The following is a 22,534-nucleotide window of genomic DNA, read 5'->3' on the forward strand; positions in this document are numbered from 1 at the left end:
AGTGGCAGCAAGTTACTCTGTTTATCCTTTTACCAGGCGCTTCAGATAACTACTCTGATTGTATTATAAATACCAAAGGTGTTTTGAAATGGTCATTTATAGTTTACCTAAACGGTTAAATATGATTAGTTATTATCAAAATAAGGACATGAATAATTTTTTAAATTTAATACAATTTACGTGATCCATTCACTTAGGACATTTTTTAAAACATTCAAATTATATAAATCTAAATTAATATTCAGTTCAGTATGCAATTTTTGATTAGTTATTTTTTAAGTTGCTTTCTGTTAGTATATAAACCATGAGTCATTATTATAGGAGGAATTAATGATGTTACATACTCTTACAAAAAATATATATTATATGGATTTTAATCAAGAAACAGATCAGCCGATTTTATTACTTGTCGTAGGTAAAGAAAAAAGCCTTGTAATAGATGCTGGAAATTCACCAAAACATGCGGGGAAATTTTTAGAGGAAGTCCGTCAATTAAATGTTCCAAATCCAAGCTATTTAGCTATTACACATTGGCATTGGGATCATGTTTTTGGAATTGAGACAATGAATCTCCCGACTATCTCACACGATATGACGAAAGAAAAACTTGAGGAAATGAGCCGATTTGAATGGGATGACAAATCAATTATAGAGCGTGTTCAAGCAGGGATAGAAAGTGAATTTTGTCAGGATTATCTATTAAGAGCGATGACAGAGGATGAAAGAAAGCAATTAAAAATACAGCTTCCAGATATGACGTTTTCAGGTAAATTAACTATTGACCTAGGTGGAGTGACTTGTATATTGGAACATGTAGGTGGAGACCATGCACCCGATTCTATCGTGATCCATGTACCTGAAGAGAGAGTGCTTGTTATCTCGGACTGCTTATGGGTTGATATTTATGAACGATCATTTAAATATTCAAAAGAAAATATATATCCTCTAATAGACAAAATATTAAGCTATGATGTCGATTACTATGTCTCATCACATATAAATCCTGAAACGAAACAGCAATTGGCCGACTATTATCTAGATGTAGTAAAAGCGATAGGGGACCTAGTGGAAAGTAACGATACAGAACAACAGGCAATCCAAAAATTCGTAAACCACTACAACAGAAAACCAAATGAAGATGAACGATTCTTACTAAAAGCATTTATTAAAGGGATCTGACCTCCGCTGCTGTAGCGTTAAATGAGTGGGAGGTCAAATCCCTTAATTTTATTTTGGTAGTATGAAAACTCAATTTATGTATGATATATACAGTTGTATCTAAGTCTCAATGATAAAAAAGTGAGCATGGTCTTTTCCGCATTAATTGATGTTGCTTTTCGTTCTTACCTATAAGTATGTCTTCACCTAGCGTTCGTGGCACCTTTTCTATTGTACTACGATGACTAACATAAAAAATTACTATTTATAGTACTAATTTAATAACAATAAATAAAGTTTACAAAAAGAACCAATTAAAGTTAAAAAGAACCCCCCATCACTTATGCACTTTAAAAGTGATGGGGGTTAGACCTGTTATACTAGGCCTAGACCTCTTACGACTTGTGCGATAATAAATGTTACACCCACAGCAATCAGTGTAGGAATGAGAAATGATAAAAATGTCCATTTTGCACTTTTAGTTTCTTTATATATATTTACTAATGTTGTTCCACAAGGATAATGGAGCAATGAGAACAGCATGACATTAAGGGCTGTTAACCAAGTCCATCCGTTATCGATGAAGATATTCTTTAAAGAATTTAAATCTTCTACCTCTAGCATAGCACCTGTAGATAAATATCCCATTAATAAAATTGGCAAGACAATTTCATTTGCTGGTAACCCTAAAATAAATGCCATTAAGATAAAGCCGTCAAGACCGAGCAGCTGTGCGAATGGATCTAAGAAGTTGACAACATACATTAAGATACTCGTATCCCCAATATAAATGTTTGCGAAGACCCATGTGAGTACACCTGCTGGTGCAGCGATAATAATTGCTCGTTTCAACACAAATACAGATTTATCAAGCGTAGCTCTTACAATAGTATTCCAAAATTGTGGCTTACGATAAGGTGGGAGCTCTAACGTGTAGTGAGTTGGAACACCTTTTAAAGCAGTTTTAGATAACACCCAAGATACTGATAATGTAACAACGATACCAAATAAGACGATGCCCATAACAGTTGCTGCTGTAACAAGTGTGGCAGTACCTCCAGTGTAGCTTGCAGCCATAAACAATGATGCCATTAAAATAATTGTTGGCCAGCGTCCATTACAAGGTACAAAGTTATTTGTAAGAATTGCTAGCATTCTCTCCCGTGGAGATTCTATAATTCTAGTCGACATGATAGCAGCGGCGTTACATCCAAAGCCCATCGCCATCGTTAACGACTGTTTTCCATGTGCGCCTGCACGCTTGAATAACCGATCCATATTAAATGCTACACGAGGCAAATACCCATAGTTTTCTAGTAAAGCAAAGACAGGGAAGAAGATCGCCATTGGTGGTAGCATGACGCTTATGACCCAAGATGTCCCTCTATATAGTCCTAATACTAATACCCCATGTAACCAATCTGGTGCATTTACCGCATTAAATGCAGCCGTAATGTAACCTTCGATGGTGCCAAAAAATGTGGCTAGCATAGAAGATGGTACGTTCGCTCCTGCGATTGTTAGATAAAATATGAGCCCTAAAATTGCTAGCATAATCGGGAAGCCCCAAATAGGAGAAGTGAGAATTTTATCTATCTTTTCAGATCTTTGAAATCTATCTTGCTGATCGAACGTCAAAACATCTGATGTAATGGCATTTGATGTTTCATAAATTTTAGAAACAATTTGATCTCTCGTTCTATCGTCAGAAGAGCTTACTGACCCTTGAGCAAATAATTGATCAATGGCATCCTGGTTGAACTGAATTTGACTCTGCAAGGTGTTGAACCTCCTTTTTTCCTGATAAATGAAGCTTAAGTTCTTCTATTAAGCTCGTATCTCCATCTAAAATACGCAGTGCAATCCATCTCAAAGGTAAGTGAGTGCCAAGCACATTTTGAATTTTTGGAATGAGGTTATTAATCTCCTCCTCCAATTCATCGTTATATTGAATTTGGTATGGTTTAGTTTCTATTTGTCTAAGGCACATTTTATTTATTTGATCTAACAGAGTATTAATTCCTGTTTTGTTTCTGGCAGAGATTTTTACTACAGGAACGCCAAGAGTTTTAGCTAGTTTTTCTTCATTAATATGAATTCCTTTTCTCTTAGCTTCATCAATTAAATTGACACAGACAATTACTCGGTCTGTCATCTCCATAATTTGTAGCGCTAAATTTAAATTTCTTTTTAGCGCAGTTGCGTCTATAACAACGACTGTAACATCTGGCTTTTCAAATAATATATAATTCCTTGCTACTTCTTCGTCGGCTGAATTTGAGTATAATGAGTATGTTCCTGGTAAATCTATCACTTTAAATTGGTTTTCTTGATATTCAAAATCTCCTTCAGCTCGCAATACCGTTTTTCCTGGCCAGTTACCAGTATGTTGTCGTAAGCCAGTAAGAGTATTAAATAACGTGCTTTTTCCGGTATTGGGGTTCCCTGCGAGCGCAATCGTAAATGTACTCAACGTGATTCCCCTCCTATTTTCGTAGCATAAATTTTAGAGCTTTCTTCTTTTCTTAAAGCAATGACAGTGTCACTGACCGCAAATGCAATTGGATCACCCAAAGGGCTACGCTGTAGGACTTTTACAGTCGCTCCAGGAACGAAGCCCAAGTCTAGTAATCTTCTTCTCATTGTTCCAGAGATATCTAACCGATCAATTTTCACTTCATCTCCAGAAGTAAAATGGTACAATTCATTTATTTTATTGGATTTATTCATAAATATTCCCCCTGGCCTAAATGTGTGGGTGAAACTTAATATGTTTCCCTCGACCAACTTTTAATTACATCATATGTAGTAAGTGCCTAATTGTCAACTTTATTTAATTAATTGTAAGAATTTTATTGACGATTATAAGAAAGCTATGATAATTTTGAAATAAATTATTGTCAATATGAGCATATGAACATATAAATATTAATAAAGAGGTGTGATTATGAATGACTGACAAAAAAGATCTTATTGATATAAAAACAGCTTATGAGGAATTAGATGAAGAAACGTTATTTATCGTTTCTCAAACGTTCAAGGCTTTATCTGATCCTACAAGAATTCGAATTCTCCATTTGTTATCAACTCAAGAATGCTCAGTAAATGAAATTGCGGATAAATTAAGCTTACTGCAATCAACTGTATCTCATCAGCTACGCTTTTTAAAAAATTTACGATTAGTGAAATACAGAAGGGCAGGCACAACTTTATTCTATTCTCAAGACGATGAACATGTAATGGATATTCTTGAACAAACTATAAACCATGCTCTACATCATTAGAATAGTAAAAAGGAGCTAGACAATGAAAGAGTACAAAATTGAAGGTTTGAGCTGCGCGAATTGTGCAGCTGATATGGAAAAGCAGATTAAAGGGCTAGATCATGGTGAATCAGCTGCCTTATTATACAACTCGTCTAAGTTAAAGGTTGATGAAAGCATCGACCTCAACAAAGTTAAAAAAATTCTTGCTAGTGATGGTGCATCCCTTATAAAAACTGAAGGTCATGATCATTCACATTCCCATTCCCATAACACAAATAAAATAAAGATGCACTTAGGGATTTCTACGACGTTATTTTTGTTAACCATTTTATTTGAATCATCAATACCAACTCTATTAGCTGTTTCATTATATTTTGTGGCAATTGTCATCAGTGGATATCAAACATTTATAAAAGGGGCTAAAAATTTGGCTCGTTTTAAATTCAATATTGATACGTTAATGACCATCGCTTTAATTGGAGCAATTTCAATCGGTGAATGGAAGGAAGCGACAATTGTTGCCATCTTGTTCGGTTTAAATGAATACCTTGAAGGACTTGGTATGGAAAAGGCCAGAAAATCAATGGAGAAATTACTACAAGTTGCGCCAAAAGATGCAATATTAATTACGAATGGTGTTGAACAAATCGTTCCTATTTCGACTTTAACAGAAGATGATATCGTTCTTGTGAAGCCTGGGACAAAAATACCTTCTGATGGTGTCGTAATAGATGGTAAAAGCTCTGTGAATGAAGCAGCGATTACTGGTGAATCATTACCAGTTGAAAAAGAAGCAAGCACCAATGTGTTTGGTGGCAGCATTAATAATGAAGGTGTCCTTAAGGTGAAGATTTTAAAAGCGTATGAGGATTCATCCTTGGCCAAAATCTTACACCTTGTGCAAGAAGCACAGGAAACAAAGACACCAACTGAGCAGTTTATTAATAAATTTGCTAAGTACTATACACCAATTATCATGATCATTTCCTTACTTGTTATGATTGTACCCCCATTGTTATTTGGGGATGCTTGGGGACCATGGTTTTATCAAGGTTTAGCTGTATTAATCGTAGGCTGCCCATGTGCATTAATATTATCTTCACCAATTGCGATAGTATCTGGAATTACACGCAACGCACGGAACGGTATTCTCGTAAAAGGTGGTGTTTTCTTAGAGCAATTAGGGAAAATTGAGTCCATCGCATTTGATAAAACTGGTACGTTAACAAAAGGACAGCCTCACGTAGAAACAATTATCGAATATGATAGCAATTTGTTAAACATTGCAGGAGCTGTTGAAAGTAAATCTTCACATCCATTAGCAAAAGCGATCATGAAAAAGGTAGCAGAAAAAGAAATAGCTTACGTTGAAGCAGATGACATAGAAACGGCCACTGGCCGCGGAGTCATTGCGAAAATTAGTGATAAAACTTATTTTGTCGGTAATGAAAAAAGCATGCCTCACATACACTTTGATGAAAAAATACAGTTAGATATTGATCGCCTAAAGAGCGAAGGGCTCACACTAGTTATCGTCGCTGATCAACATCATGTGTTAGGAATCTTTGGTATATCTGACGAAATACGTGAGGAAAGTAAACATGTTATGGAAGAGCTTCACAAAAAGGGTATAAAACATACCATTATGCTTACAGGGGATCACGGAAAAACAGCTGAAAAGGTAGCAGGAATAGTAGGCGTAACAGATTTTTATGCAAACCTTCTTCCAGAGGAAAAAGTCGATAAAATAAGAAATATACATGACCATGGAAAAGTAGCGATGATTGGTGATGGTATAAATGATGCACCTGCTCTAGCGGTCGCTGATCTTGGCATAGCGATGGGAAAAGGAACAGATAGTGCGATTGAAACGGCTGATATTGTTTTAATGCAAGACCATCTAGGTAAACTACCAAGCGCTGTATCCATTGCGAAAAAGGTGAATAGAACGATCAAACTCAATATCACTTTAGCACTAGGATTAAAAGTCATTGCCTTATTATTAACAATCCCTGGCTGGCTTACTTTATGGATTGCCATTCTAGCAGACATGGGCGCCACAATCCTCGTGACACTCATCAGCTTAACAATTATGCTAGAAAAATAAGGGGTCTGACACCCGCTGCGTTAATGAGTTGGAGCAGTTAGGGTCAGACCCTATAGCTTTGCTTACGTATTGATTAGTAGTAAGTATCTTCTTTGCGGAAATAAAAATAGCTCCTATTGTAGAGATGAGACCATAATTATCCCTAATTTTTTAGAAATGTCTAGCTCAAAAAAGTTGCTATTATACAATAAATACCATACTGTTGGATGAGAAAATGAAGCTTTTTCTTAAGTGTAAATAACAATTTATTAATGTTTACTTTTCCCTGTGCGTGCCAAGTTTTCTTTAAAACTCTACATAATGCCATTCTACGATAAATAACAGAAACCTCTAAAAAATATACGAGCTATACCACGAGTGCAAAACTGTTAATTTCATTTTCATCCATTTCAATCCTTTATTAATAAAAAAATGTTGTTTCGTACTAACATATAAACACGTATACATCTATCGTTGATGTTATTAAAATTATTGGTCTCATAGGAATAATAGCAATAAAGTTTACGAAAAGTGCCCTGTTATTTTCTTTCTTTTAAGTAATGGGGTTTGTTAAAAAATCGAATATAAGTTCGTATTTTTGTTTAATTAATGATAAAATATGGTACAATGATAATACAACTTTTACGGGATTGGAGGCTTTCATCAAAAATGGATCAGTTCGAGTTAGTCTCAGCTTTTAAACCGTCTGGTGACCAGCCACAGGCAATTACTGAAATTGTAGACGGTATTAAACAAAAGAAAAAGCATCAAACATTATTAGGGGCAACTGGTACGGGAAAAACGTTTACGATCTCTAATGTAATTAAGGAAGTTAATAAACCTACTTTAATTATTGCTCATAATAAAACGCTTGCAGGACAGCTATATAGTGAGTTTAAAGAGTTTTTTCCTAATAATGCTGTAGAATATTTTGTTAGTTATTATGACTATTATCAACCTGAAGCGTATGTTCCACAAACGGATACTTTTATTGAAAAGGATGCCAGTATAAACGATGAAATTGATAAGCTGCGTCACTCAGCAACTTCTTCATTGCTAGAACGGAAAGACGTTATTATTATTGCGAGCGTATCATGCATTTATGGTCTAGGTTCCCCAGAGGAATATAGCGAGCTCGTCGTATCATTACGTGTTGGAATGGAAATTGAGCGTGATCAAATGCTTAGAAAACTCGTCGATGTTCAATATGATAGAAATGATATTGACTTTAAGAGAGGAACGTTTCGCGTACGTGGAGACGTAGTTGAAATCTTTCCTGCATCACGAGACGAGCATTGTATACGTATTGAGTTTTTTGGAGATGAAATTGATCGTATACGTGAAGTCGACGCTTTAACAGGAGAAATTATCGGTGAACGTGAACACGTGGCTATTTTTCCTGCATCTCATTTCGTAACACGAGAAGAAAAAATGCAAATTGCCATGAAAAATATTGAACAAGAGCTTGAAGAGCGTTTGAAAGAGCTTCGTGACAATGACAAATTACTTGAAGCTCAAAGAATAGAGCAACGTACTAGATATGACCTGGAAATGATGAGGGAAATGGGTTTTTGTTCTGGTATTGAAAATTATTCGCGTCATTTAACACTCCGGGAAGCGGGATCTACACCATATACGTTGATCGATTATTTTCCTGATGATTTTCTAATTGTTATTGACGAATCACATGTGTCATTACCACAAATTCGAGGAATGTTTAACGGTGATAAAGCTCGAAAACAGATGCTCGTAGATCATGGTTTTAGGTTGCCATCAGCATTAGATAATCGCCCTTTACGTTTTGAAGAGTTTGAGGAGCATGTAAACCAAATAGTCTATGTATCGGCGACACCTGGTCCGTATGAGTTAGAGCATTCCCCTGAAATGGTTCAACAGATCATTCGTCCAACAGGGCTTTTAGATCCATTAATTGATGTGCGTCCAATTGAAGGACAAATCGATGACCTAATCGGGGAAATTCAAGTGCGTATAGCGCGGAAGGAACGCGTGCTAGTTACAACATTGACAAAGAAAATGTCAGAGGACTTAACAGATTACCTCAAAGAAATAGGTATAAAGGTTACATATCTTCACTCAGAGATTAAAACGCTCGAACGAATAGAGATTATACGTGATCTCCGACTCGGTAAATTTGATGTCCTCGTTGGTATCAATTTATTAAGGGAAGGTTTAGATATACCGGAAGTTTCTCTAGTTACTATTTTAGACGCCGATAAAGAGGGATTCTTAAGATCGGAAAGGTCGCTTATCCAGACAATGGGAAGGGCTGCACGTAATGAAAATGGAAGAGTCATTATGTATGCTGATCATGTGACCAACTCAATGGATATTGCAATCAAAGAGACGAAGCGGCGCCGTGAAATACAAGAAGCTCATAATAAAAAGCATGGCATTACGCCAAAAACAATAAGAAAAGAAGTTCGAGATGTCATACAGGCAACTTATGCAGCGGAAAATCAAGAAACTTACGAAACAAACAAGCCAAAAGTAACAATGACCAAAAAAGAACGAGAAAAGCTAATTGCAGATATGGAAAAAGAAATGAAGGTTGCTGCAAAAGCGCTCCACTTCGAACGTGCAGCTGAACTGCGTGACATATTGATCGAGTTAAAAGCGGAAGGATGAAAATAAGAGCATGGTAAAGGATAAAATCATTGTCAAAGGAGCTAGAGCTCATAATCTAAAAGACATCGACGTCACAATACCAAGAGACCAGCTTGTTGTCTTAACTGGTCTTTCTGGTTCAGGTAAATCTTCGTTAGCATTTGATACGATTTATGCGGAAGGCCAACGGCGCTATGTTGAATCATTATCAGCATATGCACGTCAATTCTTAGGGCAAATGGACAAACCTGATGTCGATGCAATCGATGGGCTTTCTCCGGCCATATCGATAGACCAAAAAACAACAAGTCGTAACCCTCGTTCAACAGTCGGTACAGTTACTGAAATATATGATTATTTAAGGCTATTATATGCTCGTGTAGGTCGTCCGGTATGTCCTAATCATCATATAGAAATTACATCTCAAACGATAGAGCAGATGGTTGATCGCATTTTGCAATACCCTGAGAGAACGAAAATGCAAGTTCTTGCTCCAATCGTTTCTGGGCGTAAAGGGACACATGTGAAAACTTTTGAGGAAATTAAAAAGCAAGGTTATGTTCGTGTTCGTGTTGATGGGGAAATGACCGAGCTTACAGAAGATATAACATTAGAAAAAAACAAAAAGCACTCAATTGAAGTCGTCATCGATCGGATTGTCATCAAGAATGGCATTGCTTCAAGGCTATCAGATTCACTAGAAACGGCTTTGAAGTTAGGTGAAGGTAAAGTAATCATTGACGTAATAGGCGAAGAGGAGCTGTTATTTAGTGAGCTTCACGCATGCCCGCATTGTGGATTTTCAATAGGGGAATTGGAGCCGAGAATGTTTTCATTCAACAGTCCATTTGGAGCGTGTCCAAGTTGTGATGGACTAGGTACCAAGCTTGAAGTAGATCTTAATTTAGTCATTCCTAATTGGGATCTATCATTACTAGAACATGCTATTGCTCCGTGGGAACCACAAAGCTCTCAATACTACCCTCAATTGTTAAAGGCTGTTTGTGATCATTACGGAATAGATATGAATGTACCTGTAAAGGACATACCAAAGCATTTGTTTGAGAAAGTATTGTATGGTAGTGGGAATGACGAGATCTATTTCCGTTATGAAAATGACTTTGGACAAGTGCGCGAAAATCATATTATTTTTGAAGGGGTCATACCTAATATTGAGCGGAGATATCGTGAAACGAGCTCGGATTATATTCGTGAGCAAATGGAAAAGTATATGGCACAGCAGTCTTGCCCAACATGTAAAAGCTATCGCTTAAAGAAAGAGAGTTTAGCTGTTTTAATTGATCAGAAGCATATTGGTGAAATTACTTCTTTTTCTATTACAGAAGCGTTGGATTTCTTTGAAAACCTTAAATTGACTGACAAAGAAATGACAATAGCTAATATGATTTTAAGAGAGATTAGTGAGCGCTTAGGCTTTTTAAACAACGTTGGACTAGATTATTTAACTTTACACCGGTCAGCTGGAACACTTTCTGGGGGAGAAGCCCAAAGAATTCGTTTAGCGACACAGATTGGTTCAAGGTTAACAGGTGTTTTATATATTCTAGATGAACCTTCGATTGGATTGCATCAACGTGATAACGACCGCCTTATTCAGACGTTAAAAAACATGAGGGATATCGGTAATACATTAATCGTCGTGGAACACGACGAGGATACTATGCTAGCAGCTGACCATTTAATTGATATTGGCCCAGGCGCAGGAATCCACGGTGGTCAGGTTGTTTCTGCAGGTACGCCTGAAGAAGTTATGAATGATCCAAAATCATTAACTGGTCAATACTTGTCGGGAATCAAGTTTATTCCTCTACCAACAGAACGTCGTAAGCCGGATGGCCGTTATATTGAAATCGTTGGTGCAAAGGAAAATAACTTAAAAAATGCGAAAGTCAAAATTCCTTTAGGTACATTTATATCTGTTACAGGTGTGTCTGGATCAGGGAAAAGTACACTGATTAACGAGGTTTTACATAAATCCTTAGCTCAAAAGCTTCACAAGGCAAAATCAAGACCTGGTGAGCATAAAGAAATTAAAGGAATTGACCATTTGGACAAGGTTATTGACATTGATCAATCACCAATCGGACGAACTCCACGTTCAAACCCAGCTACATATACTGGTGTGTTTGACGACATTAGGGATGTATTTGCCGCAACAAATGAAGCAAAGGTTAGAGGATATAAAAAAGGGCGTTTTAGCTTTAATGTTAAAGGTGGTCGCTGTGAAGCGTGCCGTGGTGACGGAATTATAAAAATTGAAATGCACTTTTTACCTGATGTTTATGTTCCTTGTGAGGTATGTCATGGGAAACGTTATAATCGTGAAACGTTAGAAGTGAGGTATAAGGATAAAAATATATCAGAGATATTAGAAATGACTGTAGAGGATTCACTCACTTTCTTTGAAAATATTCCTAAAATAAGACGAAAGCTTCAAACGATCTACGATGTTGGTTTAGGTTATATCACGCTTGGACAGCCTGCTACGACGTTATCAGGCGGTGAGGCTCAGCGGGTAAAATTAGCATCGGAATTACACCGACGCTCAACGGGAAGGTCTCTTTATATTTTAGATGAGCCAACGACTGGTTTACATGTAGATGATATTTCAAGGCTATTAAAGGTACTTCAAAGACTTGTAGAAAATGGAGATACAGTTTTAGTTATTGAACATAACCTAGATATTATTAAAGCAGCTGATTATTTAATTGATCTTGGCCCTGAAGGTGGAGATAAAGGTGGGAAAATTATTGCAACAGGGACACCTGAACAGGTAGTTAAGCAAGACGCTTCTTATACTGGGAGATATTTAAAGCCTATTTTAGAACGAGATCGAAAGCGTATGGAAGAAATGATAAAAGAAAAAGAGGAGCTTGTCCTGAAAAAATAAGGCTGTTCGTAAAATTAAAGGCTTAATTATATTGGCAAGATGTGTTTATGTGCGATTATCATCGTTTTATAAATACGAAAATCTAAATAAAGGATTATATTTAAGACACTGGGATAAATCCCAGTGTCTTTTGCTCGTTAAGTATTAAGCTCCTAAAAATAGAACTAGGAATATGCCTAACGGGATGAGAAAGCGAACGCTAACATACCAAAATCGAAATAAATAGCTCCCAACCTGTGATGAAACATTAAAACTTTTTTCTAGTATTGGGCGAGTTACTTGGTAACCGACAAATAACGAAATAAGTAATGATCCCACAGGTAGAGATATGTTGCTTACAAAGTAATCTGCTAAATCAAATATTGTTTTATTAAATACTTTGATATCTTTCAACATCCCAAATGATAATGCTGACGGGATACCTACAATGAAAATAATGATCCCACCAATCCAAGTAGCGACTTTTCTTTTTTCTTGTTGTTCTTTAATCAGCGCAGCTACGATGATTTCTAAAATTGAAAAGGAGGAAGTTAACGTTGCAAATAATAGCAATAATAAGAATGTTGTTAGAAATAAACCGCCAAATGCTAACTCATTAAATACAGCAGGTATAACGACAAATATTAGTCCTGGACCAGTATCTGGCTCGAAACCAAGGGAAAAAACAGCTGGGAATATAGCTAGTCCTGCTAATAAAGATATGACAATATTCAATGTTACAATCCATGACGCTGATTTAACAATATTTTCTTCTTTAGGTAAGTATGAACTATATGTAACCATGATGGAAATTCCAAGGCTTAATGAAAAAAGTGATTGCCCTAATGCAAGAAAAACGGTCTCTTTTGTAACTTCTCCTACATTTGGCTGTAAGAAGAATTTTACCCCCTCTATCGCACCATCAAGTGTTAATGAGCGGATAACTAAGATGATAAAAAGAAGAAATAGAGCCGGCATCATAACACGGCTAGCTCGTTCGATCCCTTTTTGTATCCCACCTTGCACAACAAGTATAGTTAAGAGAATAAATGAAAATTGTGCAATCGTTGCTTCTAGTGGACTTGCAATGATTGAATCAAATAGTTGTCCATAAGATTCAGTTGGAAGGTTGCTCAGGTTCCCCGATGCACTTCTAATCAAATATAAAATGATCCAGCCACCCACAACACTATAAAAAGATAATAATATAAAACTTGCAATGACACCTAAATAACCAATTCCGTACCATAGGGATCGAGGGGCTAATTGTCTAAAAGCGGAGATGGCATTTTTACCTGTTGCTTTGCCAATGACAAACTCAGCCAACAACATAGGCATGCCGATAAGAAGTGTAAAAAGTAAAAACAGGAGAAAGAAAATCCCGCCCCCATTTGTGCCGGCCATATATGGAAACTTCCAAACAGCTCCTAGCCCGATTGCTGAGCCTGCAGCTGCTAAAATAAAACCTAGCTTTGAATTCCATTGTTCTTTCTTCATGATGTATAAATCACCTTTCTTTGCGATATGCTAAAAGCTCATTTCGTATGGTTCATTGTTGTTATTACAAAATAACAATGATATATTATACCCTTTTGTCAGAGGTTTATAGTAGAAAAGATACGTGTTTACTGCTATTAATACGAAAATAGCCAAGCTAAAAAAGTTAATGAATACATTAACATGAAACACAATCGAATTCAAATTAGTCATGAAAAGTGAACGAGTATTAGTAAGCGTAAAATGTGATGGACCTCTCCACCCCCATTATTTTTCTACGCTCTATTCATTGTTATTATTACTTGACTTTTTATTCTAATATTGGATATGCCACGAACTTAAGTGGTACCCCGTTAAATTCCTTCGTAAGAAAGACAACAACGAAGGTGAATCTCTATAACAAAAAGGTCTGCACCCTTGCTGTGCTATGCAGCGTGGGTGCAGACCGTGAATATAGGTTGTTAGGAAACCCATGTAGGAACTAAGCATGCATATGATTAGTAAGCTCCTAAGAAATAATTGTTCTTACATTTTAAATTGACTAGACTTTTCACTAAGTTCATTAGCCAATGTCACTTGCTCATTCGTGTAATCTGCTATTTCCTTCATCGAATCGACTTGTTTTTCAAAACTGCTGGAAATCTCTTGCATAACAGCGCTTGTTTGCAAACTTGTTGCACTTGTTTCGCTTACGTTATTTTGGATCATAGTCGCCTTTTCTTGAACGTCTATAAGGTTATTATTTATTAGTGATAGTTCCTCTAACATAGCATTAAAACGAATACTAACGTCTTCAAAGCTATTCATGACGATTGTTGTATTTTTACCATTTTCTTCATTTTTATTATTTGCAAATTGTAATAATTGTTGGAAGTTAGCCATTTTATCAACATTCACTTTCACAACTTCTAAAATTTGTTTAGAAACTTCTGATGTTTGTGTTGATAAGTTTCTTACCTCTTCTGCCACTACATTAAAGCTTTTGCCATCTGCCCCTGCTCTATTAGCTTCAATTGATGCATTTAAGGACACAATTTTAATGCTGGAAGCAATATTTACAATTTGTTTAGATAACTCATCTATATTTTCGAAACTGGACAATAACTCTGTAAATGAAACTAATAATGTGTTGTTCGTTTCTTCTACGTCTTTAGAATTATTTGAGACATTAGCTAAACTCTTAGAAAAAGAGTTAATCTCATCATCTGTTTTAGTTACATTCTTCTTAAACATGTCCAAAGATTCAACCGTTACATGGAGTTTATCTGTTAATTCAGTTACGTGTAGTAAAGAATCCTCAGCTGCACTGGCTTGTTGATCTACCCCTCTAGTTATTTCCTCTACTGCCCCTGCAGTATTTTCAATATTGGTATTACTACTTGTCATATTAGTCTTAGTCTTTACAGAAAGGTTCTTTAATTTCTCAACAAATTCTTTTATATCCAAAAAGGTTGTTTTCAATACTTCTACTAAACCATCAATATTATCAGCTAGTTTGCCTAATTCATTCTTTTTATTTGAGCCTGTACTAATTCTAAAATCACCAGATGATAAGCCTTTGTATTTATTAATAACCTTTACAATATCTTTAGAAGTGCTTATATAAACCCAGCTAGCAAAAGAAATGATAAGTATAACTAATGTAATAGAGAATATGATGACTGTGAAAATGATGTTCTCAGCAAGCTTTTCTAACTCTGTTTCAGTTTGTAAAAGGTATTGGAAGGAGGCTCTGTCATGAGTTGAAAATGCTTGCATTAATGTAAGGTAGCTATTCTTTTCTAAATCATAGTCTATTAAAAAGGTTTCTAAATCAAAATTAAGCATTTGCTCTCTTATAGATTTTAAACTGGATTCAAATTGACTGTAATTTTTTATTATGCTATCTAGGTGTTGTGAATCTTCCGTGCTGTAATAATCTAATAACGGGTTTTCCGTGAATTGGTTTAATAAACTATCAATCAGTTCCATCGATTTATCTAAATCTGTAACCATTGATTCATCATACGAATTAGAAAAATCGACAACGATCCCATGGGCTTCATCAATTTTGCCAAGTATGAAATGTAAATCCTCAATAACGGCTAAACGATTATTGTATTTCTCTTCAATGTGACCTTTATAGCTGTTCATACTTACAATGGGGCTGATGGCTAATGTGATAACAGTAATTGTGACAAAAACCATGAGTAAAATGAGCTTCATTCTTATTGTCATATCAAAGATTTTAGTAAAAAAAGAACGCATAAATAAATTCTCCTCCTATAAATTATTGTGAGCCAACTAAATCAAGCATCATTCTCATGTACGTGAGTAATTTATTGTTCGTTATAATTGAATGCGTTTCCAATTAGGTGTATCGAAAAAATTCTTTGTCTTGCTAATTTGCGTACAGAAAAAAATTCGTAAAATATGTGAGATAGTGCATGCTGTTTAGTTCTTTAGGACTAATTAATGTAAAATATGTAAAAAATATCCAGATTTTGTCGTATAATATTTATCCGTACCGAAACAATTCGGCATAATTTGATGAAATCCCTCTATTGACGAAATTTTTATCTTATTTATTTTACCATTTTGTAAAACACATAAGGAAAAAATATTTTATTTTTAATAGCTTTTCACTAAATTGACAAGATGTCCCATTAGTTGTGTTGTAATCAAACTTTTTTCCTATAAAAATAAGGACAACTAATAGAGAATTTAATATTTAACCATCATTTATTAATTTTTAAATAGTTTTAGGAAAATTCATGAAACTTCTTCTGGCTCATATTCGTATAATAGGCTAAAGGAGATGATGTCATTGTGGATATAAATAAATTATTGTCTTCATTAAGTTATTTCAGCGTGTTTTTTGCACCATTTTTATTTCCGATTGTTGCATATTTTGTAACTGAAAGTAATGAAGTTAAATCACATGCGAAGAGTGCTTTTGTTTCACACCTATTACCGTTTGTATCTATCATACTTGCTATCATTATTGCATTTATAGATATATTTTCTGGAGGTGTAGCTTTTACAACAGTATTTTGGCCAATAGTCATCATTATCATTGTAAATGTAGGAGTAGTTATTTGGAATATTATTAGAGGCATCCAAGTACTGATTCAATAAACTGTAAGTAAAATAGAGTGAATGGAGTATTGTTATAGGTCCAATCTCTACAGAAAAACTAGCTTAATAAAAAACTTTAATTAAAAAAATTGAAGAGAAAAGTGAGGGTGTTTTAAATGGTTGAAGATCGTAAACGGATATTGAAAATGGTTGAAGAAGGTAAATTATCACCTGATGAAGCGTTAACACTTTTAGAAGCACTAGATGATCAGAAGGAAAAGGGAAAAGAGGAGCAAGTAGTAACTACGGACTTATCGACAGATATTGACTATGAAAATGCTCAACAACGTCCGTATAGTCGTGAAACAAAGCAAGCTTCAACGAAAGAAAAACTCATTGACTTCATGAATACAGCAGTAAAGAAGGTGAAGAATTTAGATTTAGACTTTAATTTTGGACCTTCGGTTGACGTTCATCATATCTTTCAAAATTCGAATGTATTCATTGATAAGGTTGATTTAGATGTGTATAACGGGAGTGTTGAGCTAATACCGTGGAATGAAAATGATGTTCGAATTGAATGTGAGGCGAAAGTATACAAAGTCGAAAATAATGAAGAAGCAAGAAGAGTATTTTTACAAGACGTGCTATTTTCCACTGATAATAGTCTAATGCGTTTTGCTGTTCAGAAAAAACAAATGAAGGTTCATACAAAAATTTATATTCCTGAGAAAGATTATAGCCAGATCAGAATTCGGGTATTCAATGGGCCGGTTATTAGTACAGGGTTTAAGGTGAAAGACTATAAAGCAAAAACATCTAACGGTTCAGTGACATTAGAACGCATGCATGTTGATGAGATGGAAATTGAGACCACGAATGGAGCTGTTGACGTGTTCGATAGCTATAGTCGTGACTGTGAGGCTGAAGTAGTTAATGGTGGTATTAATGTAAGAGGTAGCTTTGAAAGAGTAGACCTACAAAGTGTTACTGGCAGTATCAAATGTAAGATAAACAATGAAAAAGCGCATACCGTTTTTGCTAAGACGACAACGGGTAGTATAGATATTACTGTCCCAGACGGATTGACAATGGAAGGTGATTTGAAGTCAAGTGTAGGTAAAGTAAAATGTTATGTGCCTAATATTAATATTATTGAGGAAAAAGACGAAATTGTGCAAAAAATATTAAGGTTTACGGTAAATGATAAGGCAACTGAACCGCTTCATTTATTTGCTGATTCAAAAAGTGGCTCAGTACACGTTACTACACATAGTAACGATTAACGAGGATTACTTTTCTACACTCCGTTTTACAAAGGGGATTACCTTTGTGAAGTGGAGTTTTTATCGTTTACCGATCACTTCAATTAAGGGTCTGATAGATATTAATTCGAAGCACCTTCAGCCACTCCCCTTCATACGAAAAAAGTCAATAAGTGCTTTTATGGATGGAGACTCAAGACTTGTAAGGTTTGCTAAGCCCTTTTGGCTGTCTAGCTTCAGCGTCTCACTTAGAGTCGCTTCAACTTTTCAAAAGTGTCTTCAAATGAAAAGGATCCAGTACTGTTTAGGGGTTTCATGGCGCTTAGGCATTTCTTGTTTGTCTAGCTTTGCCTCCTAGTCCTTCGAGGCTACTTCAGCATTTCATTCGAAGTCAAAAAACGCCTTCAAATGAAATGCTTCCAATGCTAGTCTGGACTAATCTATAGGCTTTGGCATTTCTTCTTTGTTAGTAGGGAAAAAAACTGATAAAATAAAGAAAGTGTTTGTGAGTGTTCAAAAAGGAGGGTTTCTATGCCTAAGGTTAGAACGATAGACATTATAGATAAGTTTCAGTTAGAGTTGATAAGTGGGGAAGATGGGATAAATAGACCGATTATTACGAGTGATTTATCTAGACCTGGGATTGAAATGGCGGGATATTTTACTTATTATCCAGCAGAACGAATACAGCTATTAGGTAAAACAGAGCTTTCATTTTATGATAAGTTAACAAAATCGGAAAAACAGCTTCGTATGAATAAATTATGTACTGATATTACCCCAGGAATTATTATTTCAAGAGATTTGGACATTCCTGAAGAGTTAATTGAAGCTTCTGAGCGTGAGGTAGTACCTGTTATGCGTTCATCAATGAAGACAACACGCTTAACGAGCCGTTTAACAAACTATTTAGAAAGTAAGCTTGCACCTACAACTGCGGTTCATGGTGTGTTAGTAGACATATACGGTATAGGTGTATTAATTACAGGAAAAAGCGGTGTTGGAAAAAGTGAAACTGCTCTTGAATTAGTGAAGAGAGGGCATAGACTAGTTGCTGATGATTTAGTTGAGATTCGTGAAGAAGACCAAAACACCTTAATAGGAAACGCACCAGATCTGTTGGAACACTTACTAGAAATTCGTGGCTTAGGAATTATAAATGTCATGACATTGTTTGGTGCGGGAGCAGTTCGGAATTTTAAAAGAATTTCTTTAGTGATCACGTTAGAGCTTTGGGATCAAGCTAAACAATATGACCGTGTTGGTCTTGATGAAGATAAAATGAAAATTATTAATTCAGAAATAACACATTTAACAGTTCCTGTTCGTCCAGGAAGAAATTTAGCAGTCATTATTGAAGTAGCAGCTATGAATTTTCGATTAAAGAGGATGGGTATGGATGCTGCAGAACAATTTTCAAATAGATTAGCTGATGTCATTGAAGATAGTGAAGAGCTATAAGGTATACATATTTAATGTAGAAATAAATATTAGGAGTTGAGAGGATGGAAGAGCAAATACAGCCGTTAGATCGTGTTTTTCTTGAACTTGGTCCATTGTCGATTCAATGGTATGGAGCGATCATCGGTATCGGTGTCATTTTAGGTTTATATTTAGCTGTCAAGGAATCAGAAAAGAGAGGTCTTCATAAAGACACGTTTGTAGACTTAGTATTATTTGCAGTACCGATTGCTATTATTTCAGCACGTCTTTATTATGTCATATTTAAATGGGATTATTATTCAGAAAATCTCTTAGAAATTGTAATGATTAACCAAGGTGGCTTAGCCATTCACGGTGGTTTGATTGGGGCGGTGTTAACGGCTATCGTCTTTGCGAGGAAAAAAGGTATTTCTTTTTGGAAGCTTGCAGATATCGCTGCACCGAGTATCATTTTAGGACAAGCTATCGGTAGATGGGGGAACTTTGTCAATCAAGAAGCACACGGTGGTGTTGTGACAAGGGAGTTTTTGGAGAACCTACAGTTACCAGACTTTATAATCAACCAGATGTATATTAACGGAGCGTATTATCACCCAACATTTTTATATGAGTCAATTTGGAGTTTCACTGGATTTATTATTTTACTACTGCTAAGAAAAGTTAATTTAAAACGTGGTGAGCTATTCTTAACGTATGTCATTTGGTATTCATTTGGCCGCTTTTTCATTGAAGGAATGCGAACAGACAGCTTAATGCTAACTGAAAGCTTACGTGTTGCGCAGTTTATCTCGTTGTTATTAATTGGTTTTGCAATTGCTATGATTATAGTCCGACGAGTAAAAGGGTATGCAGATAAAAGGTATAAAGATTCATAGAAGCTAAACAGTATAATAAGTGACGTTCAAAGTGAACAAATGTAAAGCAATTGGGTATTTACCAATTGCTTTACATTTTGTTATTATTCTAATTAAAAAGCTAGGAGTGGGAATTTGGTTGGGTCAGTTAAAAAGGGGTTTATTGTAGGGTTACAGACAACATGGACATTAGGGAAAATCATTTTTCCAGTTACATTAATAGTGACGATTTTACAATACACTGTTATTCTACAATGGATTATGAAAGGCATATCACCTTTGATGGGCTTGTTTGGACTATCAGGAGATGCAGCAATCCCGTTGGTTCTAGGTAATTTTCTCAATCTGTATGCTGCTATCGGTGCGATTTTAACACTTGATTTGACTGTAAAAGAAGTATTTATTTTAGCTGTGATGTTATCGTTTTCTCATAACTTGATAATAGAGTCAAGCGTTGCTGCAAGAGTAGGGGTAAAGCTCTGGATAATGATGGTTACTCGTATAGGATTAGCAGTTATATCAGCTTTCATGATTAATATTCTATGGGCAGGCGGAAATGAGTTAGCTCAATATGGATTGATATCCAAGGAAGAAGAAGTTGTTACAGGATGGGGAAGTATCATCATGGCTGGGGTAGAAAAAGGCTTAATAGGTATTTTACAACTTGCACTTATCGTTATTCCACTTATGATCGGTATACAAATATTAAAAGATCTAAAATGGTTAGAGACGTTCTCCAAGTGGATGTCTCCCTTGACGAAATTATTAGGTATGAAGGAGAATACGTCAACAACCTTAGCAGCTGGACTTTTATTTGGACTTGCATATGGATCTGGTGTGATGATTCAAGCAGTGAAGGAAGACGGTGTGTCTAAAAAAGATACTGTACTTGCATTTATATTTCTCGTTTCATGCCATGCTGTTATTGAAGATACACTCGTATTTATACCTTTAGGAATTCCAATTTTACCATTGTTATTAATACGTGTTTTCGTTGCAATACTATTAACGATGATTGTCGCTTTTATATGGAAAAAAGCAGAGTTGCATAACAGAAAGGAAGCTAACTATGACCATTAAGACGATACTGTTTGATTTAGACGGAACATTGATTGACACGAATGAATTAATTATCCAATCGTTTATGCATACATTAGAGCAGTACTACCCTAATGATTACTCAAGAGAAGATGTGCTCGAATTCATTGGCCCACCGTTGTACGAATCATTACACTCAGTAGATAAAGATCGTGTTGAGGATATGGTAAAAACCTATCGCGAGTTTAATTTAGCAAATCATGATTTACTCGTAAAGGAATATGATAGTGTGTTTGATACCGTTAAAGCACTACACGAGCAAAAATTCAAGTTAGGAATTGTGACAACAAAAATGAGGTTAACGACAACAATGGGGCTAAAGCTCACAAACCTAGATCAGTTCTTTGATGTTGTCATTACTTTAGATGATGTTGAACGTGCAAAACCAGATCCTGAGCCAATTCATAAAGCATTACAGCAACTGAATGCTCTTCCACATGAAGCGATTATGGTCGGTGATAATCATCATGACATGTTGGCAGGGCAAAATGCTGGTACAAAAACTGCCGCCGTAGGGTGGGCGATTAAAGGTAGAGAACATTTAACACAATACAGCCCAGATTATGTTTTAGATAAAATGAGTGATTTACTCTCCATTGTAAAGGCTGAGAATCAGTGAGAAAAACAACAAGATATCCTGTAAATGGAGCAAATTCATTATGGCATGTATATAAAACAGTTCCCTTTTGGAAAGTAGTAAAAAACTTTCTCGTTATCCAAACAGCTCGCTATACGCCATTTTTAGGGATGAAAAACTGGTTATATCGTACATTTTTAAGAATGAAAGTTGGCGAACAAACATCTTTTGCATTAATGGTAATGCTAGATGTCATGTTTCCAGAAAAAATTACTGTAGGACGAAATACTGTGATCGGCTACAATACAACAATATTAGCACATGAATACTTAATTGAAGAGTACCGTCTTGGCGATGTTATAATTGGAGATGAGGTGCTAATTGGGGCTAACTCCACTATTTTACCTGGTGTAGTAATTGGTGATCGTGCGATAGTGTCTGCAGGGACGCTTGTACATAAAGACGTACCTGCTGGAGCATTTGTAGGCGGGAATCCCATGCAAATGATTTACACAAAAGAAGAGATGGAAAAACGTATCGAAAATGGTGTAACCGATCAAATCATGAGCTAATGCTTACATAGCAAAGAACCTGTTTCAACAAACAGGTTCTTATTTATGATATAGGCTTTTCTCGAGTTGGTAGCTGCTTTTGGAGCTAGTAATAAATATTGCCTATTTAAAGGTTAATCTTTTAGTTAGTAAAAATGCTGCGTCAA

The 22,534-nt window shown here is 35.7% G+C and carries 17 protein-coding genes; 12 read left to right on the top strand and 5 right to left on the bottom strand.

The features are described 5' to 3' along the window. Positions 1-333 precede the first annotated feature (333 nt). The gene (locus V1503_RS12105) at positions 334-1,179 is read left to right on the top strand and encodes an MBL fold metallo-hydrolase (protein ID WP_410627212.1); all 846 of its coding nucleotides are present in this window, start codon (positions 334-336) and stop codon (positions 1,177-1,179) included. Positions 1,180-1,533: 354 nt separating this feature from the next. Here V1503_RS12105 and V1503_RS12110 read toward each other — a convergent pair whose 3' ends face one another. The 3 genes from V1503_RS12110 to V1503_RS12120 are packed head-to-tail and all read right to left on the bottom strand — an operon-like array spanning position 1,534 to position 3,888. Further along, a complete protein-coding gene (locus V1503_RS12110; protein ID WP_352223919.1) occupies positions 1,534-2,904 on the bottom strand; it encodes a nucleoside recognition domain-containing protein in 1,371 nt (456 codons plus the stop codon). After that, positions 2,900-3,637 carry a FeoB small GTPase domain-containing protein gene (locus V1503_RS12115; protein ID WP_410629426.1) on the bottom strand — a complete coding sequence of 246 codons (738 nt, stop codon included), beginning with the start codon at positions 3,635-3,637 and terminating at the stop codon, positions 2,900-2,902. The genes V1503_RS12110 and V1503_RS12115 overlap by 5 nt, the downstream gene beginning before the upstream one ends. Beyond that, positions 3,628-3,888, bottom strand: a complete 261-nt coding sequence (locus tag V1503_RS12120; protein WP_320257618.1) for a FeoA family protein — start codon at positions 3,886-3,888, stop codon at positions 3,628-3,630. The genes V1503_RS12115 and V1503_RS12120 overlap by 10 nt, the downstream gene beginning before the upstream one ends. 221 nt (positions 3,889-4,109) lie before the next feature. On the opposite strand from V1503_RS12120, the gene V1503_RS12125 reads away from it, so the two are divergent. From V1503_RS12125 to uvrA, 4 genes are all read left to right on the top strand, one after another. Continuing rightward, positions 4,110-4,442 (top strand): ArsR/SmtB family transcription factor, encoded by a 333-nt coding sequence (locus tag V1503_RS12125; protein ID WP_410627214.1) that lies wholly within the window; start codon positions 4,110-4,112, stop codon positions 4,440-4,442. Positions 4,443-4,464: 22 nt separating this feature from the next. After that, positions 4,465-6,531: a heavy metal translocating P-type ATPase gene (locus V1503_RS12130; RefSeq protein ID WP_410627216.1), complete on the top strand. Its 2,067-nt coding sequence runs from the start codon at positions 4,465-4,467 to the stop codon at positions 6,529-6,531. A 648-nt stretch (positions 6,532-7,179) separates the two neighbouring features. Then, positions 7,180-9,156 carry an excinuclease ABC subunit UvrB gene (uvrB, locus tag V1503_RS12135; RefSeq protein WP_410627218.1) on the top strand — a complete coding sequence of 659 codons (1,977 nt, stop codon included), beginning with the start codon at positions 7,180-7,182 and terminating at the stop codon, positions 9,154-9,156. A gap of 10 nt (positions 9,157-9,166) precedes the next feature. Beyond that, positions 9,167-12,046, top strand: coding sequence for an excinuclease ABC subunit UvrA (gene uvrA / locus V1503_RS12140; protein ID WP_410627220.1), 2,880 nt, complete (start codon positions 9,167-9,169; stop codon positions 12,044-12,046). Positions 12,047-12,190: 144 nt separating this feature from the next. Here uvrA and V1503_RS12145 read toward each other — a convergent pair whose 3' ends face one another. Together V1503_RS12145 and V1503_RS12150 are read right to left on the bottom strand one after the other, a co-directional pair. Further along, on the bottom strand, positions 12,191-13,522 hold the full coding sequence (locus tag V1503_RS12145; protein ID WP_410627222.1) for a sodium-dependent transporter: 1,332 nt from the start codon (positions 13,520-13,522) through the stop codon (positions 12,191-12,193). Positions 13,523-14,047: 525 nt separating this feature from the next. After that, positions 14,048-15,769 (bottom strand): methyl-accepting chemotaxis protein, encoded by a 1,722-nt coding sequence (locus V1503_RS12150; RefSeq protein WP_410627224.1) that lies wholly within the window; start codon positions 15,767-15,769, stop codon positions 14,048-14,050. Positions 15,770-16,330: 561 nt separating this feature from the next. Between V1503_RS12150 and V1503_RS12155 the strand changes: the two genes are divergently transcribed. The 7 genes from V1503_RS12155 to V1503_RS12185 all read left to right on the top strand — a co-directional run bounded on the left by V1503_RS12155 (position 16,331) and on the right by V1503_RS12185 (position 22,388). Beyond that, positions 16,331-16,639: a DUF4870 domain-containing protein gene (locus V1503_RS12155; RefSeq protein ID WP_214484226.1), complete on the top strand. Its 309-nt coding sequence runs from the start codon at positions 16,331-16,333 to the stop codon at positions 16,637-16,639. Between the two features lie 116 nt (positions 16,640-16,755). Next, positions 16,756-17,865, top strand: a complete 1,110-nt coding sequence (locus V1503_RS12160; RefSeq protein ID WP_410627227.1) for a DUF4097 family beta strand repeat-containing protein — start codon at positions 16,756-16,758, stop codon at positions 17,863-17,865. A gap of 510 nt (positions 17,866-18,375) precedes the next feature. Beyond that, the gene (gene hprK, locus V1503_RS12165) at positions 18,376-19,305 is read left to right on the top strand and encodes an HPr(Ser) kinase/phosphatase (RefSeq protein ID WP_320257625.1); all 930 of its coding nucleotides are present in this window, start codon (positions 18,376-18,378) and stop codon (positions 19,303-19,305) included. Positions 19,306-19,349: 44 nt separating this feature from the next. Next, positions 19,350-20,162, top strand: a complete 813-nt coding sequence (gene lgt, locus V1503_RS12170) for a prolipoprotein diacylglyceryl transferase (RefSeq protein ID WP_410627229.1) — start codon at positions 19,350-19,352, stop codon at positions 20,160-20,162. A 114-nt stretch (positions 20,163-20,276) separates the two neighbouring features. Continuing rightward, entirely contained in the window at positions 20,277-21,221 is a 945-nt protein-coding gene (locus V1503_RS12175; RefSeq protein WP_214484222.1) for a nucleoside recognition domain-containing protein, read from the top strand. Next, positions 21,211-21,858, top strand: coding sequence for a pyrophosphatase PpaX (gene ppaX, locus V1503_RS12180; RefSeq protein ID WP_214484221.1), 648 nt, complete (start codon positions 21,211-21,213; stop codon positions 21,856-21,858). The genes V1503_RS12175 and ppaX overlap by 11 nt, the downstream gene beginning before the upstream one ends. After that, positions 21,855-22,388 (top strand): acyltransferase, encoded by a 534-nt coding sequence (locus V1503_RS12185; RefSeq protein ID WP_410627232.1) that lies wholly within the window; start codon positions 21,855-21,857, stop codon positions 22,386-22,388. The genes ppaX and V1503_RS12185 overlap by 4 nt, the downstream gene beginning before the upstream one ends. Positions 22,389-22,534 lie beyond the last annotated feature (146 nt).

Origin of the sequence: Nanhaiella sioensis (assembly GCF_046557775.1) — a bacterium.
Classification (GTDB): Bacteria; Bacillota; Bacilli; order Bacillales; family SM2101; genus Nanhaiella; species Nanhaiella sioensis.